Raw genomic sequence first — 15769 nt, forward strand, 5'->3', positions numbered from 1 at the left:
ATCATATATGCAAAAAGAACAAAAGAGAAGGAGCAAAAAAAGTTGTACGCGGACAATTTAATGCTCTTTCTCTTTTAGAGCCTAAAATATTCTGGATTCAATACAAGTATCACATTGCCTTCATAATCAATTGTTGTTCCTAAAAGAAGTTTGTTGTTTTCCAGAAACTTGGGAAGAGGTTTTAAAACAAATTCTTCATTTTGCATTAGTTTTTCAACACATATAGCTATTTTTACACCCCTTATATTCAAAATTACAACTGAAACTTCATCATCTTTTGTAAATCTTTTAACAACATCTTCACTACAAGAATCTTCCTGATAAAGCACATATGAAATGGGATAAAGGGGAATTGGTTCATCTCTTACATCAATAATAAGTTTATCAACATACCCATATACATTTTTCATACTTATTTTTACAGTCTCTTCAATATATTCGAATGGTATTATAAACTTTTGCGAATTATAAACAACTACAATACCCTGTGAAACAGCAGCTGTTGTTGGAATTTCAAGTATGAATTTACTTCCTTTACTTTTTTCTGTTTTAACTTCAACCTTTCCTTTTAACGCTTCAACAGTATTTTTTACAACATCCATTCCTACTCCCCTGCCAGAAATTTCATCTGCAATATCCTTTGTAGAAAACCCAGGTTCAAAAATTAATTTTATTACTTCATCGGCTGTGAGACTTTTTGCCTTTTCATCAGATATAATTCCCTTTTCTATCGCTTTTCGTGTTACTCTTTCAACATCTATTCCTTTGCCATCATCAATTATCTCTATAACAATGTTCTGCCCCCTATAGTATGAAATAAGCTCTACTTTCCCATGCTCTGGTTTGCCAATCTTTTTCCTTTCGGAAGCACTTTCAATACCATGGTCTATACAATTTCTGATTATGTGCATAAGCGGTTCGCTTAGTTTTTCTGCAACACCTTTATCTATTACCACATCATTACATGTAAATATAAATTTAACTTTCTTGCCTGTCTTTTTAGCAGTCTCTCTTACAAGTCTATTAAATCTTTTTACAACCAGCTCAAAAGGAATCATTCTTATCTTCATAATGTTATCCTGAAGAATCTCAGAGGTTCGATGTATAAAACGGAAAAGCTCTTTGAATTTTTTAGAAAGTTCAGCATCATATTTTTCAAGTTCTTTTGAAAGATAATAAAACGTGCTTTTAGTTGTTATAATCTCACCAACAAGCCCAAGCATTTCGTCAATTTTTTCATAACTAATTTTTACCTCATTAAATTCAGAAGAAAGTGCTGATGTCGTCGATTCGATAATCTTTTCAATATTATCTTTCCTTTCAATATTGTCATAAAATTCCTCCTTGCCTTCCTCTTTTGCTTCAAAATCTTTTTCAAAATATTCATCCTTGGTTTCTTTTTCTTCAACCTTAGACTTTAAAATTTCAGTCTCTATAAGACTTTCTTTTTCCTTTTCAAATAGTTCTAAATTAAATTCTTCCTCAATCTCAATATTTCTCTTCCCGGTTTTCCGTATCTCACTGAGACCAAATACAATCTTTTTTATGACATCGCTTCCTTTAAGAAGAAAATCTATAACGTCACTGCTAACATTTATTGTTCTGTTTCTTATTTTTGCTAACACATCCTCAATAATCTGACATAATTTTGTAAATTCATTCATTCCTTCAAAAAATCCTGACAATCCTTTTATAGAATGATATTTTCTAAATAAACTATTCACAAGCTCTTCATCGGTAACTCTTTCCTCCAATGCTAAAATTTCTGCTTCTATATTGTTGAGATACTCACACGACTCAGATAAAAAATCATCCAATATCTCAAGTTCATCTTCTTTTACTACAACTTTCATCAAATCACCATCCACTTTCGCATTCTTTATAATAGAAAAAGTAATCATTTATTCTTCTTACATTGAACTTGTCAGAAAGCCTTCCAACAGATTCTGAATGCCCTAAAAAAAGATACCCTCCACAGTTTAAAATTTCATACATCTTGTCAATAACTTTTTTTCTCTGCTCATCACCAAAGTATATAAGAACATTTCGACAAAATATAAAATCAGATTTTGAAAAAATAAAGTATTTGGCAAAATCAATCAAATTGTGATGTATATACTTTATATTTCTCTTTATTTGGTCCTTAACTTTGAACTTACCATCATTTGTAATATCAAAGTACCTATTTAAATAATGATGATGTACAAATCTCACATTTCTCATTTCATAGATGCCTAATTCTGCTATTTTTAATGCCTCTGTATCAATGTCAGATGCAAAAATCTCAAACTTAATACCATCTTCTAAAAATTCATTTAAAATTATAGAAATTGTATATGCTTCATCACCTGTTGCACATCCCGCAACCCATATTTTTATTTTATCTTCTCCATTTTTCTTTTTAAACTCTATAACTTCAGGTAGTATCACTTCTGCAAAAGCCTTTAACTGTTCAAACTCTCTAAAAAAGTATGTTTCATTTACTGTCAAAAAATTTATAAAATCTTGAAGAACTTTCTCATCTGTCATAAGATTATAATAGAAATGATTCAAATCTTTTATAGTACCTTCATTTATTTGCTTTTTTAGCTTTTGCAATACAATACTAATTTTCTGGTCGTTTAAGTATATCCCAGTTTTATCAAGAATAAACCTTTTTATTTTGTCAATCGAAGCAGCATCAATATCTTGTATCATATACTAATCTTTCCCCCATATGCTTATATTAATACCTATAGAACCCTTTTCTGACGAAAATTTTATGTCAACAGATTCATATCTTGTCATCATTATATAGACTTCATTCCCCATAACAAGTGTGGGTGGTGTTATATCCACCTTTTCACCACCAAGTTCAGCAGACATATTATTTGCAATATAAGCAGAAAGCATATTACCAAGTTCCAAAATGGTGCTTCTTGCCATGGGATCATCCAATGTGTTCAAAAACCCACCTGTCATAATGCTAACAAGTTCTTCTGCTATGTGTTCATTCAATCCAACTATCACATATCCGTTAATTTTCCCAAGAAATCCTATTGTAACATTTACAGGATAGTCACTTTCATTATTTTCCTTTTGCTGATAATAAGAAAGCCTTATATCACTTACGCCAAACTGTTGCAGGATTGCAATGGTTGCATTTTTTACAGCTTCAATAATATTCTTATTCACCATTTAAAACCCCTTTCAAAACCAACCTCAATAAACATTTTTCCATACTCAAATGCATACTCAATTTTCTTTCTTTGAATCTTGGGTGAAACAATCAACATATTGTCACCAAGAAAAATTGAAGGTGGAGTTGGTCGCAAGATAGTATTATAGCTTTTTTTGTACTCAACTAATGTATTTCCTACAATCATGTTGAAAATCTCATACGCAACATCAAGGATATCACTGTTTGTAACAATATCCTGGTCATAGACCATTTTTACAAAATATGTAGAAAGTTTAAAATCAATACCTATTATTACTCTCCCCTTAACTTCCCCCATAATGCCCAAAACTCCAACAACACCAGAGTGCCAAAATTCATCAAGTTCAGGAACAATCTCTTGTTTGTTATTTGCTTCAATATTAAAATTTTCTGAGATTATTTTTTTCAAAACATCATCAGCTATATTCAACGCTTCATCTATCACTTTTGCCTAACCCCCAAACGCCTTATTTATAGCATTTTGTATGTCCTCACTTTTGAAAGGCTTTCTTATAATTGCTACTATATTTGAAGGGTCATTCACATTTAAAAGTTCCTTATCCCCGATTGCACTTAAAAATATAACTTTACATGATTTATCCTTTTCGATAATTTTATTGTACGCTGCATCACCCTCTAAAACTGGCATAGTAACGTCCATGAAAATAAGGTCTGGCTTTAGTTCAAAATACTTTTCAACAGCTTCTTGCCCATTTGTTGCACAAAAACACACTTCATGACCTAATTTTTCTATCTCCTTTTTTAAAAGTTTGTGAATCATCGGTGAATCATCAACTATCATAATCCTTTTCATAACTGTTATCTCCTCCCTATTTTAATATTCTTGCCCAACAAGCTCAATAAGTTTTTCTGCTATTTTATACGATGGAAGAACATAATCAGCACCACCGCGCAAAATCGCCTCTCTCGGCATTCCAAAAACAATTGCCGTCTCCTCAGATTCTGCAATTGTAATACCGCCTCTTTGTCTTATTTTCACCATTGCATCAGCTCCATCATCACCCATACCCGTCATAAGTACCCCAATTGTATTTTCCTGAAACTTCTCAAGCACAGACATCATACATACATCCACAGATGGCATAAATCTATGTTCTGGTTTTTGTGTAAGTCTTATCCTTAAATCTTCAATATTTGTGCCGTATAATGTGAGATGGTATCCGCCTTTTCCTACATAACATTTTGACTTTTCTACTTTCATACCAGCTGATGCCTCAATAACTTCAATCTGGCAGTTTTCATTGAGTCTTTTTGCATACTGAGCAGTAAAAGTAGGCGGCATATGTTGAATTAGAAATACACATGCGTTCAAGTTTGATGGAAGGTAAGGCAAAACATCCATAATTGTTTTGGGTCCACCTGTTGAAATACCTATAACAATAGCTTTAAATGGCTTTTGTTCTTCATGTTGAGTTGATATTGTCGGCCTTGCAGATACATCAAACAAGGTTTTCTTGGCAAGTTCTTTCCTGACAACAAACTTTTTTGAAGATGTTGCTGCAGCTTTGACTTTTTCAATAATATCCTCTTTTACCTTATCAATGTCAAGTGAAATAGTTCCGCCAGGTTTAGGAACAAAATCAAATGCGCCCATTTCAAGAGCTTTTAAAGTAATCTCAGCACCTTCTTGTGTGAGAGAGGATACCATCACAACTGGTGCAATCTTTTTTTGCATCAGAATCCTCAGTGCAGTAAGCCCATCCATCCTTGGCATGTTGATATCAAGAGTTATCACATCAGGTAAATACTCTTCAGCTTTTCTGATGGCATCCTCTCCATCCCTTGCAGTTGCAATAACTTCAATCTCAGGGTCACTTTCTAAAATCTCTGTTAACTTTTTTCGCATGAAAGCTGAGTCGTCAACAACTAAAACTTTTATCATGAATCTTACTCCTTAACCCCTGTCAAGTTTTTTATTCATCAAGAATTATCTCAGGGTCAATTTGGATAATTAAATCATCGTTATGTTTTATTATAGCTTTTATATATTTTATATCCAAGTTGCTTAGTTTTTCTTTCATTTGATCATTTTCAATAGAGTTATCAACTTCAATAATATTTTCTGCAGAAACCTTTGAAACACTCAATACCTTCTTTGCCAGAATTCCAAATCTTTCCCCTCTTAACTCGACAATTATTACTCTGGATGAATCATTAATTTGTGTCTCTCCACCGTATAAAAGTATGCCAAGGTCAATAATAGCTATAATGTCTCCGCGCAAATTTGCAATTCCTTTTAAATACACTTTTTCGTTTGGCACTTTAACAATACTTGGTATTCGATTTATTTCTTTTACCTTCTGAATGTCTATTGCAAACTTCTGATTATTTATTTCAAACAGCACAACCTGTTTTTCATCACTGGTCTTCAACATTTCCAAAGCCTCTTCTCCCTGATTTTTAATCTCTTCATAAATAGCACTGCTAACTTTTTCAAAAATTTTGTTTATACTCAAAATAATAAACATTCTTTCATCAGATTTAATTGTTCCAGTAAAAATATCTTTATAGTTTGCAATTGTTGGAAGTGGTTTTATTTCATATTCGTTAACTGAAATTACAGACAAAATTTTGTCAACTATAAATCCAAATTTAAACCCTGAATTATATGCTATAATAATCTTTGTTTCATCATCTATTTCTTTGCTTTCTGCTTTAAGAAGTTTTTGAATGTTAATAATAGGAATTATTTCGTTTCTTAAATTTATAATACCCAGAACATCATCACTCTCAGATGGAACTGTTGAAAAATCAGAAAATCGTATTATTTCTTGAATATTGGCAATATTAAGTGCATAGTTTTGACCATCAATCTGGACTAAAATATACCTTTCCTGTTTTAACACTTTTTGTTCAGTCTCGTCTGTCTCTGAAATGCTCGATTCTATGTTAATCTTCTGAAAAACTGAAAGTTCAAGGTTCTCTTCAAGAATTTTATCAGTGTCAATGAACGTAATTAACTTATCTTCTTCTTTCTGCTTAATAACAGCCTTTACCTCTTCAAGTGTTGTAACTTTACACTCGTTTACCTGCGATTGATCAATGCTGCTTATATTCAAAACCTTGTCAACAAGCATACCAATTTTTACGTTATTCTTTTCTATGATAATTATTCTTGCATCTTCACTTTTAATGTAACTTTCTATTCTGTACTTTTCTCTTAAATTTAAAACAGGAATAACATCACCTCTTAAATTTATAAGTCCTGCAACATGGCTTTTTGTAAGTGGAACTGGAGTGATAGATGGAACCTTTATAATCTCCTTTACATTGTCAAGGCTAAAAGCAAAGTTCTGCTTACCTATCTGAAATACAATTACATTTAAGTCAAGTGTTCCTATCTTGCTCATACTCAATCATCCTTTCGCTACATGGCTAAAATTTCTTCAGCCAAGCTTGCAACATCCTGTATAGCCGAAAGTAGTTCATCAGCACCAAGTCTTTGTTCATTTACAGCTCTTGTTGCTTCTTCAAGTGATGCAAGGTTTTCTTGTGCTGCTGCTGAAATATTCTCTATTCCTTTTGTAAGCTGCTCTAAAGCAGATTGAATCTGCAGTATCTCCATGTTTATAGAATTTGTTGCTTGTTTCATGTCCTTTATCATGCCCATTGTTTGGTCTAAAACTCCTATGTCTCGTTTTGATCTTTCAACCATATTTGATGTCGAAAGAGTTAAATTTTCTATATCGCTTGTAAATCTTAAAACCTTCCTTTGAGTGCTTTTTACTATATCTTTCATCTTTTGAGCATTTTCAGAAGATTCATAAGCTAAGTTTCTCACATCATTAGCAACAACAGAAAATCCTCTTCCATATTCTCCAGCTCTTGCTGCCTCAATTGATCCATTTACAGAAAGCATATTTGTCTGAACAGTTACCAAAGAAATTTGCTCAATAAGTTTTTCTAAATCAGCAATATAGTTATCCAAACTTTCAATAAACTTCAAAACCTTGTTATTTGATTCTAAAACATTTGACAGCTCTGATATAAGACCTACAGTTTTTTCAATTACCTCACCCATCTGGTCATTAAATGTATTGATTATATCATTTAACTCATTTGAAAGGTCTTTATTCTTTCTTGATTCTACTACTATTTCATTTATGTTGTTCCTTGCAAGGTTAGCGTTTTCAACCTGAATTTTTGAACCACTCTCAACCTGAGAAAATGCCTCGGCTATCTGGCTCAAAGACTGAGAAATTTCTTCAACAGCAGAGGAAAGCTCATCAGATGATGCTGAAATTTTTGTTGCATCTTTTTCTACAGCAGTTGAAACTCTCATCTCTTCTGCCAGCTGATTCAAATCTTCTGCTTTTTCACTTGCAATCTTGTATGCTTTCACCTGTTCATTTACTGTCTGGCTTATCTCTTCAATTGCAGCTCCTATTTGTTCTGATGCTGAAGCAATATTTGTCATAAGTTTTAAAAACTCATCCATAGAGTTAGAAGTTTTCTGTGAAGATTTTTGTATTTCATTCGCATTTGTTAAAACCTTTTCGAAAATCTTTGTAGTTTCCAAAAGTTTTGTGAGAATTTCCTCGCCTGTTGCTGCTTTTGAATTTTCATATTCAACAGACTCTTTTATCTCATTATCTATATTCTGAATTTCTTCATTAATCTTATTGACATTTTTTCTCACTGAATCTGTAAGTTTTTCAACAACCTCAGCTAAATTTCTTATTTCATCAGCAACAACAGCAAAACCTCTTCCATACTCACCAGCTCTTGCAGCTTCAATTGCAGCATTTAGCGCTAACAGATTAATCTGGTCAGCAATCTTTCCAACCGAAATCACAATATCATTTATATCCTTTGCAGACTCGTTCAGCTGTTTCATAAACTCGCTCGCCTGAAGTTTTTTGTAAGCAGAAAGCTTTACTTCTTCAATAATTTCCTGAATTTTTCGAGTTGTGTCCATAACAGATATGTTTAACGTCTTTGCCCTGTCGACAAGGTCAATTGCATTTTGAAATGCTGTGTTTGCAGATTTTTTAATCTCATCTGTTGCAGTTTTTGATTCTTCAACAGCAGCCGCTGTCTCTTCTGCAGCAGCCGCAAGCTGCTCAACATTTTTGTTCAGTTCTTCAACAGCTGCAGTTGACTGTTCAATCCCCGCCATAAGCTGAGCTGCTGCAGCAGCAAGCCTTTCTGAAAGCTGTTGCTGACGAAGAAGTACTTTTGTTTTTGCCTTTTCCTCTGCTTGTTTTTTGCTTTCAACCTTCTTTGTTGTAGCAATATCATTCTTCAAAAGCTTCTTTTCCATATACAAACCTCCCCACCTACAAAAATTTTTATTGACAATTTAAAAATATTTCTCATAAAAATATATACCCTCTTTTTGAGCTACTGTAAACTTTTTTTTTTTTTTTTTTTTTTTTTTACAATAATGGAATTTTGTTTATATATTATTATTAGTTATCATTATTGCTAACTACAACCTCTTCTATACTTACAGGTTTTGAAAAATAATAACCCTGAAATTGGTCACAACCAAGCTCTCGCAATATATCATATTGTTCTTTATTTTCAACACCCTCTGCAATTGTCTTTAAATTCATTTCCTTTGCCATGTAAATTATATTCTTTACAATTATATATTCATTGCCAAATAAGTGTATTTTATTAATAAATTTCTTGTCAATTTTAAGAGCATAAATTGGAAGCTGCAGAAGAAGTTCAAATGAAGAATATCCTGTGCCAAAGTCATCTATAGATATTTTTATACCTTTCTCATGTAAGCTATTTAAAATTTGTTTTGTTAATTCCACATTGTTTAATATTACCCTTTCTGTAACTTCAATCTCAATATCTTCAGGTAGAAGACTATGTGCTTTTAGACGTTCATTTAAAACTCCAATCATATTGTACATTGCAAATTCCTTACCAGACAAATTTACAGCAACAGGAATAGTTTTTGAAGTTTTTTGCTTAATGTACTTTATATCTTTACAAACAATATCAAGCACAAGCCTGTTCAAATCATACACAAGCCCGCTCTCTTCTGCAATTTGAATAAATTTGTCCGGAGTTAAAATTCCTTTTTGGGAGTTCCACCTAAGAAGTGATTCAAACCCGACTACCGTTCTACCATCATAAGATACCTTCGGCTGATAAACCAAAAAGAACTGTCTTTCCTGAATTCCTCTTGAAATTTCTGACTCAATCTCAACTCTTCTCAAAATCTCTTCTTCCATTGAGATTTTATAAAATTCATATTGGCTCTTTCCAAAATCTCTTCCATGTTTTTTAGCTGCGGTCAGAGCAATCTCTGCATTTTTTAAAAGCGTATCAGCAAACTCTCCATCCTGCGGATACCCTGAAATCCCAACGTTTATGTTTGCATATAACCACTTTCCCATCACATTCCATGGTCTTGAAAATCTTTCTATGAGGTTTTCAACTACCATTGCAACAGAAGTTCTCTGTATGTTTGATGTCAAAACAACAAATTCATCTCCACCAAATCTGCAAAATGTCCAATCCCTTGGCAAAAACTTTTTTATCTCAAATGTTACAGCTTTTAAAAACTCGTCCCCTACTGAATGACCAAATAGCTCATTTATATACCCAAAGTTACTTACCTCTATAAATATTACCCAAAAGCCAGAATTATCTTTTTTGCTCTTATCAATTTTTTCTCTCAAGACTTCATTCAAAAAGTTCCTGTTAGGAAGACCGGTTATTTCATCATAATATGCTATAAGTTCAATATATCTACTTAATCTCAAATCACACGAAACATGTGGAGTTACATCCTCAAATGTCCCAACTATCTTTAAAGGCTCCTGTTCACTATACAAAATAGTAGCACATACAAAAATCCATCTACCATCCTTCAGTTTTATTCTTCCCGAAAAACCATTTTGCCCTTTTTCTATGCTGTCTCTTACAAGCTTTTTAAGATGTTCAAACTCACTTTCAGTCATTACATCTTGGATAAAATTAATGCTACCATTTATTTGGATAGAAATGTATTCAAAGCCGTTTGAAATGTAAACTCCTTTTTTTTCTATATCATAGAGCCAAAATCCTCTTTCTGATTTAATTAGTTGTACTAATCTTTCATAATTACCTTCTATTATGTTTTTAAAATTATTAACCCAAAAATCATTAGAAGATTCACTCATACATCTTTTTCATCCTTTCTAAATGATTAATTTAAACTTTCTTTATTTATACAAGACTTATTTTAATCTTTTCTGTATTCCATTTCAATGGTTTTAAAATAGTTTCGAAATTTATATTGTTCTTGAATTAGTACATTAGTTGACTATAATTATAACTTATGTATACCAATTTGTTTTGTTTAGTTAATCTATTATTAAACTTTATTGGTTATTTATGACATCCACTGACTTATGTCAACTTAAACAAAAAAATTTGATAACAAAATTTTTGTAGGTGAGTGCCTGACCGGGCTTTTTCCAAGACTGTGGCTGTTATACTAACCTTGAATAAATAAGATTGCTTTTGAAATGGGGGTTTGATGTATGTATGAAATGAACGAAAAAGAGGCAGTTATTCTGGAAAGATTCATAAACTTGCTCAAAGAGGCACCTCAGATGCTTGAAAGGCAAAAAGACTTAGATAAGTTTGCCGAAGAGGTAAGTAAAATTCTCTATAGTCTATTGATTGAAATCATTGTTTATTCAATTGAAAAACTTGATGACAAAATCAAGGAGTCTGAAGATGTCAAAGAAAATTGGAAAAATATAAAAAGAGATTATAGAACTATCCTCATGCCTCATGCAGTTGTGGTTTACAAAAGACGATACTATCAGCACAAACAAACCGGTGAGTATGCATACCTCGTAGACAAATTTTTAGGAATTGATAGTTATCAGCGTCTCAGCCAGCATTATGAAGAAAAAATAAAAAGTCTTTTTAGAGTCCACAAATCCTTTGCTGGCGTTTTAAAAGAACTTGCTAAAGCCTCAAGCTCTACCGAAATAAGTGCACAAACCATTAGAAATAAAGTTTTTAAAGATAAAAAGAAAGAAGAAAAAAAACAAAACTAATAGTCATTTTTCAGAAAAAGTGATATAATAAATATAAGATAAAATTAAGTCAATCGATATTTTGGGAGGTGAAAAAATGAAAAGATTATCAAGACTTATATCAAGCTTATTAGTTGTTTTAATTTTACTTTCTATGTCTGTATCCTACATTTTAGGTGCATCAAATCAGCAATCACAGACATCTTTACTTGAAAAAAGTTTCAAAGCAGAGCTTGCAAAAATACTAAACCCTGACTCGCCTCTTTCTTGTGACATAATTTCTTCATCATCCGGGCAAAAGTCACTTGGTTATGGTCTGAATCTTGCCATTAACGATATGAAAACATACAAAATAGCTTTTGATAGAAAAAATAAAAAACTTTATGTGCAGACTAAAAAAGACAATGTAAATCAAGCTGTTTTTATAAACGGGCAAAATGTTTATACGCTTGACCCAAAAGATAATAAATATACTCTTTCAAACATACCAGCAAATTTATGGATGAGCATAATTATGATTGACAGTACACTTTCTCAACCTGTGAATAAGCTATATCAGAACATTTTAAACTATCTTGGTTCTCAGTCATCTTCAATTGTAAAAAGCGCAGTAAAGACAACAACATCTGTAGGTTCAAAAAATATAACCTGCTGGCAGCTTAGCGCTAACCTGCCAAGCAAGATATTAGAGCCTGCATTTAAAGAATTTTTATTTACATCTTCAAAATCTGTTATTTCTCAGCTTGAACTTATGTTTGACATCTATTTAAAGTCATTGACTGATGATGAGAAAAAGGCTTTAACTTCACTGAACATTGATGTCAATAAAATATCATCTGCTGATATATCCAAACAGCTTGAAACTAATTTGTCTAAGATTATCGCTTCATTAAAATTAGATGACTATAAGATTATTTTCTATATTGACGAAAAGACAGGCAAAATTGTTAAATTAATAATAAAAAATCTGCCTTCAACCGGTAGCGGCATTCTGTCAAGAGTGGAGATTTCAAATATTCAAACAGGAAACGATGTAAAGTTCCCTCAAATTCCTCAGAACATAATAAAAACTCAGTCAAACCAAGTAGATATAGTTGGTATTTTAAAACTGATTGAAAATTTTGTTTCAAAAATGCAGCAAATTAAATAAAGCTGTAGAAAATTAAAAAGCATGGAGACTGCCACATAAGGTTACCAAATAAAAAAGGTGGCAGTCTTTTTATTTTTAGATAAAACAACTATTGCGATAAATTATCTATTTTTTGTAACATTCTTTTAAAAATAATCACACAAAATATCTTTATAATCTTGTAATTGTGAGGCAACATATGATCATCTAAAAAAGAAGGTGAAATTGCAAATGAAAGTTAGATTTGTCTCAGCATTTTTTGCAGTAATATTAATTTATACACTTATTTCTTCTGATTTAGTTTTCGCACAACCTCAGCAAATAAAGATACCAGTACTTGTATACCACTATTTTGCAAAGGACCAAAAAGAAGCTCAAGATTATAATTCTTCAACAGTTGTAGATATTCAAAATTTTGAAGGACAAATGGAATATTTGTATAAAAATAATTTTAAAATACTGACAATGGAGGAATTATACAAATTCTTGAAAGGCGAGTATACTCCCCCTAAAAAATCAGTTGTGATTACAATGGATGATGGTTACAAAAACAATATTACCTTAGCATATCCTATCTTAAAAAAATATAGGTTTAGAGCATGTATATTTGTAATTGGAAAATTTTTAATATCTAAAAATTTCTCAAATGAATTTGAGTATCTTTCATTTGAAGACACTCTTAAATATACGGACGTCTTTGAGTTTGGTTCCCACACATATGATATGCATAGGCTGCTAAATGGAATGCCTATTCTCCTTCAGGCTAACATGCTGGACATCATTTTTGATTTTGTAAACAATCAAATGCTTATAAATTCTCCTTATTTTGCTTATCCGTTTGGCGCATATGACGAAAGAGTAATAGAAGTTTTAAGGTCTTTTAACTACAAATTAGCTTTTACTACTAAAAAAGGATATGTAACATCTTCTACTGACCCGTATGAGGTACCGCGGTTTACTATCTCACAGAAAACTACTTTTGACCAGTTTGTAAAAATTGTAAATGGTGAATATCCTGATATCTATGTTCACAATCCCAGTCACAAAACTTCCAAGGAAAAACAGTCTGTTAAAACATTGACCGAAAAGAAGACAAAACAAAACTTATTGCAAAAAAGAGGCTAAAAAGCCTCTTTTTTACTTGCCAAATAGCCACACCTTCATCTCGCCAACTCCCCTATTTGCCCAAGCATAATAAGGAATGAGCTTTATTCTTACAGGAACAAACTTCGGTCTGTGGCTCTTGTAAAGCTCTTCTCCAAAATCATCTTCCGCCATCCTAAAACCATCTACTTCAACTGTGTACAAACCTCCTAAAATATTGCTATCGAATTCTAACTTGCACTTGCTGTTTACATCAACAAAAAGCAGATGCAAATTCTTGCCATTGTCTGCTTCTTCTGCACAAAATACAACAGGGCCTTTCACAACTGCCACTTTACCTACATTGCTCCTCACTTGCGGGTGTGAACTTACCATTTTAACCTCTGTTGGTATCTTTAATACAACTTGGTCATTTTCTTTCCACAACCTCTCAATGCAAACATAGCCGCTGGGCGGTTCTTCTGGCTCTTCTTTCTTCCCATTTACATAAACCTCATAGCTTTCACACCAACCTGGAATCCTAAGATAAAGCTTAAATCTTGCTTCTTTTGAAGGTTTTAAATCTATCTTGACCATGTCTTCAAAAGGATAACTTGACACTTGCTGGAGCAAAACCTTAATACCACCTACTTCAACCTGGACACTGCTGCCAATGTATAAATTCACGTAAATCCCATCATGGTTGTAGCTATAAACATACCTTCCCAAAGACGCTAAAAGCCTTGCAACATTTGGCGGACAGCACGCACATCCAAACCAAGGTTGACGTTCGGGTTTTACGTGGTGTCTGTCAAACCTCTTTTCCACTTCTTTCGGATATACCTCAAGAGGATTCACATAAAAATACTTTTTACCATCCTGCGACATAGAACCAATAACGGTGTTATAAAGAGCCCTTTCTACAACATCGTAATACTTAGCATGCGGCTCTATTTTGTTTAAGCGATGTGCAAAAAAGATAAGACCTACAGATGCACAAGTCTCAGCATACGCTGTATCATTTGGCAAATCATACTCAAATGTAAATGCCTCACCATGAGCAGATGATCCAATTGCACCGGTGATATACATCTTCCTCTTGACTATGTCATCAAAGAGAGTCTTGCACACATCAAAAAGCTCTTTATCCTGTGTATATGCTGCAACATCTGCCATACCAGAATAAAGATAAACTGCTCTGACTGCATGACCAACAGCCTCTTTCTGCTGCCGAACAGGCCTGTAGACCTGCAAATACTCTCTGCCAAGCCTTTTGAATCCTTGCCAGTGCTCTTTTCTACCTCTTTTCTCCCATTCGATGTCAAAGTAATACGGCTCTTGACCTCTTTCATCAATAAAAAACTTCGCAAGCTCTAAATATTTTCTGTCCCCTGTCACTTCATAGAGCTTTACAAGCGCAAGTTCAATTTCCGGATGACCATCATACCCAGGGATTTTACCTTCTTCTTTGCCAAAAATGCTGTATACGTGGTCTGCAAGCTTTTTTATAATCTCCAAAAGACTTGTTTTTCCAGTTGCCAGAAAATGCGCAACACCAGCTTCTATCATGTGCCCTGCAGTGTAAAGCTCATGACACTCTTCTAAATTGGTCCACCTTTTACCCTTTTCTTTGATGGTAAAATATGTATTCAAATACCCATCTTCCCATTGAGCCTTTTCAATTATATCAATGACCTCATCAACCTTTTTCTCCAAATCAGGATTTGGATACTTTTCAAGAATATATGATGCTGCTTCTAACCACTTTGCAACATCGCTATCTTGAAAAACAAACCCTTCAAATTCGCCTTCCTCAAGTCCTGCTGCTATCTTGAAATTCTTTATTGCATGGCTTTTGACGGGAATATCAACATTATCATTGAGTATCTCCCATTGATATGGAACTACAACATCTTTTATAAGGTCTACATATTTTCCCCAAAAAGGTTCTGTGATTGAAATATCTTTTATTCTGGGAGAATCCAAATATACTAAAAAATCTTTATCACTCATCTTTTTCACCTACCTAAAATATTTTTTGTTTTTCTAAACTAATTTTATTTTCTAATATTTTTATTCACTTTTCAAGATGAATAATTAAATGAAAAATATAAATTTTAGACAAACTAACCTCTTAATTTTTGTACATATTTTTATTACCTTATTTTACCTTTTATTTGAAAAAAATAAGTAAAATCAAGCCCTCTGCTCGTCTTTTGAAACTATTTATTCTTAGTGCAAAATCTCTACAATTCCTTGTATTCCTCTCATCTTAAAACATCAAAATAACAATTGAAATAAAGCTTTCAGGGGAATATAATTTTGTAATCATCTGAAATC

General features: G+C 32.7%; 13 protein-coding genes. 3 read left to right on the plus strand and 10 right to left on the minus strand.

Going from position 1 to position 15769, the window contains the following annotated elements; translation table 11 throughout:
- Nucleotides 1-74: 74 nt before the first annotated feature.
- The 9 genes from ATHE_RS11230 to ATHE_RS11270 all read right to left on the minus strand — a co-directional run bounded on the left by ATHE_RS11230 (nucleotide 75) and on the right by ATHE_RS11270 (nucleotide 10347).
- Nucleotides 75-1853, minus strand: coding sequence for a chemotaxis protein CheA (locus ATHE_RS11230; protein WP_015908563.1), 1779 nt, complete (start codon nucleotides 1851-1853; stop codon nucleotides 75-77).
- Nucleotides 1854-1857: 4 nt separating this feature from the next.
- A complete protein-coding gene (locus tag ATHE_RS11235) occupies nucleotides 1858-2697 on the minus strand; it encodes a CheR family methyltransferase (protein ID WP_015908564.1) in 840 nt (279 codons plus the stop codon).
- A gap of 3 nt (nucleotides 2698-2700) precedes the next feature.
- Nucleotides 2701-3177 (minus strand): chemotaxis protein CheX, encoded by a 477-nt coding sequence (locus tag ATHE_RS11240; protein WP_015908565.1) that lies wholly within the window; start codon nucleotides 3175-3177, stop codon nucleotides 2701-2703.
- Complete coding sequence (locus ATHE_RS11245; RefSeq protein WP_015908566.1) at nucleotides 3171-3644, minus strand: chemotaxis protein CheX; 474 nt, start codon at nucleotides 3642-3644, stop codon at nucleotides 3171-3173. Before ATHE_RS11245 ends, ATHE_RS11240 begins: the two co-directional genes overlap by 7 nt.
- 6 nt (nucleotides 3645-3650) lie before the next feature.
- Nucleotides 3651-4013: a response regulator gene (locus ATHE_RS11250; protein WP_013429468.1), complete on the minus strand. Its 363-nt coding sequence runs from the start codon at nucleotides 4011-4013 to the stop codon at nucleotides 3651-3653.
- 21 nt (nucleotides 4014-4034) lie between these two features.
- Nucleotides 4035-5102: a protein-glutamate methylesterase/protein-glutamine glutaminase gene (locus tag ATHE_RS11255; RefSeq protein ID WP_015908567.1), complete on the minus strand. Its 1068-nt coding sequence runs from the start codon at nucleotides 5100-5102 to the stop codon at nucleotides 4035-4037.
- A 31-nt stretch (nucleotides 5103-5133) separates the two neighbouring features.
- Nucleotides 5134-6570: a chemotaxis protein CheW gene (locus tag ATHE_RS11260; RefSeq protein WP_015908568.1), complete on the minus strand. Its 1437-nt coding sequence runs from the start codon at nucleotides 6568-6570 to the stop codon at nucleotides 5134-5136.
- Between the two features lie 17 nt (nucleotides 6571-6587).
- A complete protein-coding gene (locus ATHE_RS11265; RefSeq protein WP_015908569.1) occupies nucleotides 6588-8483 on the minus strand; it encodes a methyl-accepting chemotaxis protein in 1896 nt (631 codons plus the stop codon).
- Nucleotides 8484-8631: 148 nt separating this feature from the next.
- Nucleotides 8632-10347 (minus strand): putative bifunctional diguanylate cyclase/phosphodiesterase, encoded by a 1716-nt coding sequence (locus ATHE_RS11270; protein ID WP_015908570.1) that lies wholly within the window; start codon nucleotides 10345-10347, stop codon nucleotides 8632-8634.
- A 363-nt stretch (nucleotides 10348-10710) separates the two neighbouring features.
- On the opposite strand from ATHE_RS11270, the gene ATHE_RS11275 reads away from it, so the two are divergent.
- From ATHE_RS11275 to ATHE_RS11285, 3 genes are all read left to right on the plus strand, one after another.
- Complete coding sequence (locus ATHE_RS11275) at nucleotides 10711-11238, plus strand: UPF0236 family transposase-like protein (RefSeq protein WP_015908571.1); 528 nt, start codon at nucleotides 10711-10713, stop codon at nucleotides 11236-11238.
- 76 nt (nucleotides 11239-11314) lie between these two features.
- Entirely contained in the window at nucleotides 11315-12367 is a 1053-nt protein-coding gene (locus tag ATHE_RS11280; protein ID WP_015908572.1) for a DUF2092 domain-containing protein, read from the plus strand.
- Between the two features lie 210 nt (nucleotides 12368-12577).
- Nucleotides 12578-13471, plus strand: coding sequence for a polysaccharide deacetylase family protein (locus ATHE_RS11285; protein WP_015908573.1), 894 nt, complete (start codon nucleotides 12578-12580; stop codon nucleotides 13469-13471).
- A gap of 12 nt (nucleotides 13472-13483) precedes the next feature.
- Here the strand turns inward: ATHE_RS11285 and ATHE_RS11290 are convergent, their stop codons facing one another.
- Nucleotides 13484-15442, minus strand: a complete 1959-nt coding sequence (locus tag ATHE_RS11290; protein WP_015908574.1) for a glycoside hydrolase family 127 protein — start codon at nucleotides 15440-15442, stop codon at nucleotides 13484-13486.
- Between the last annotated feature and the right edge of the window lie 327 nt (nucleotides 15443-15769).

The sequence above is a fragment of the Caldicellulosiruptor bescii DSM 6725 genome, assembly GCF_000022325.1.
Lineage (GTDB): Bacteria > Bacillota > Thermoanaerobacteria > Caldicellulosiruptorales > Caldicellulosiruptoraceae > Caldicellulosiruptor > Caldicellulosiruptor bescii.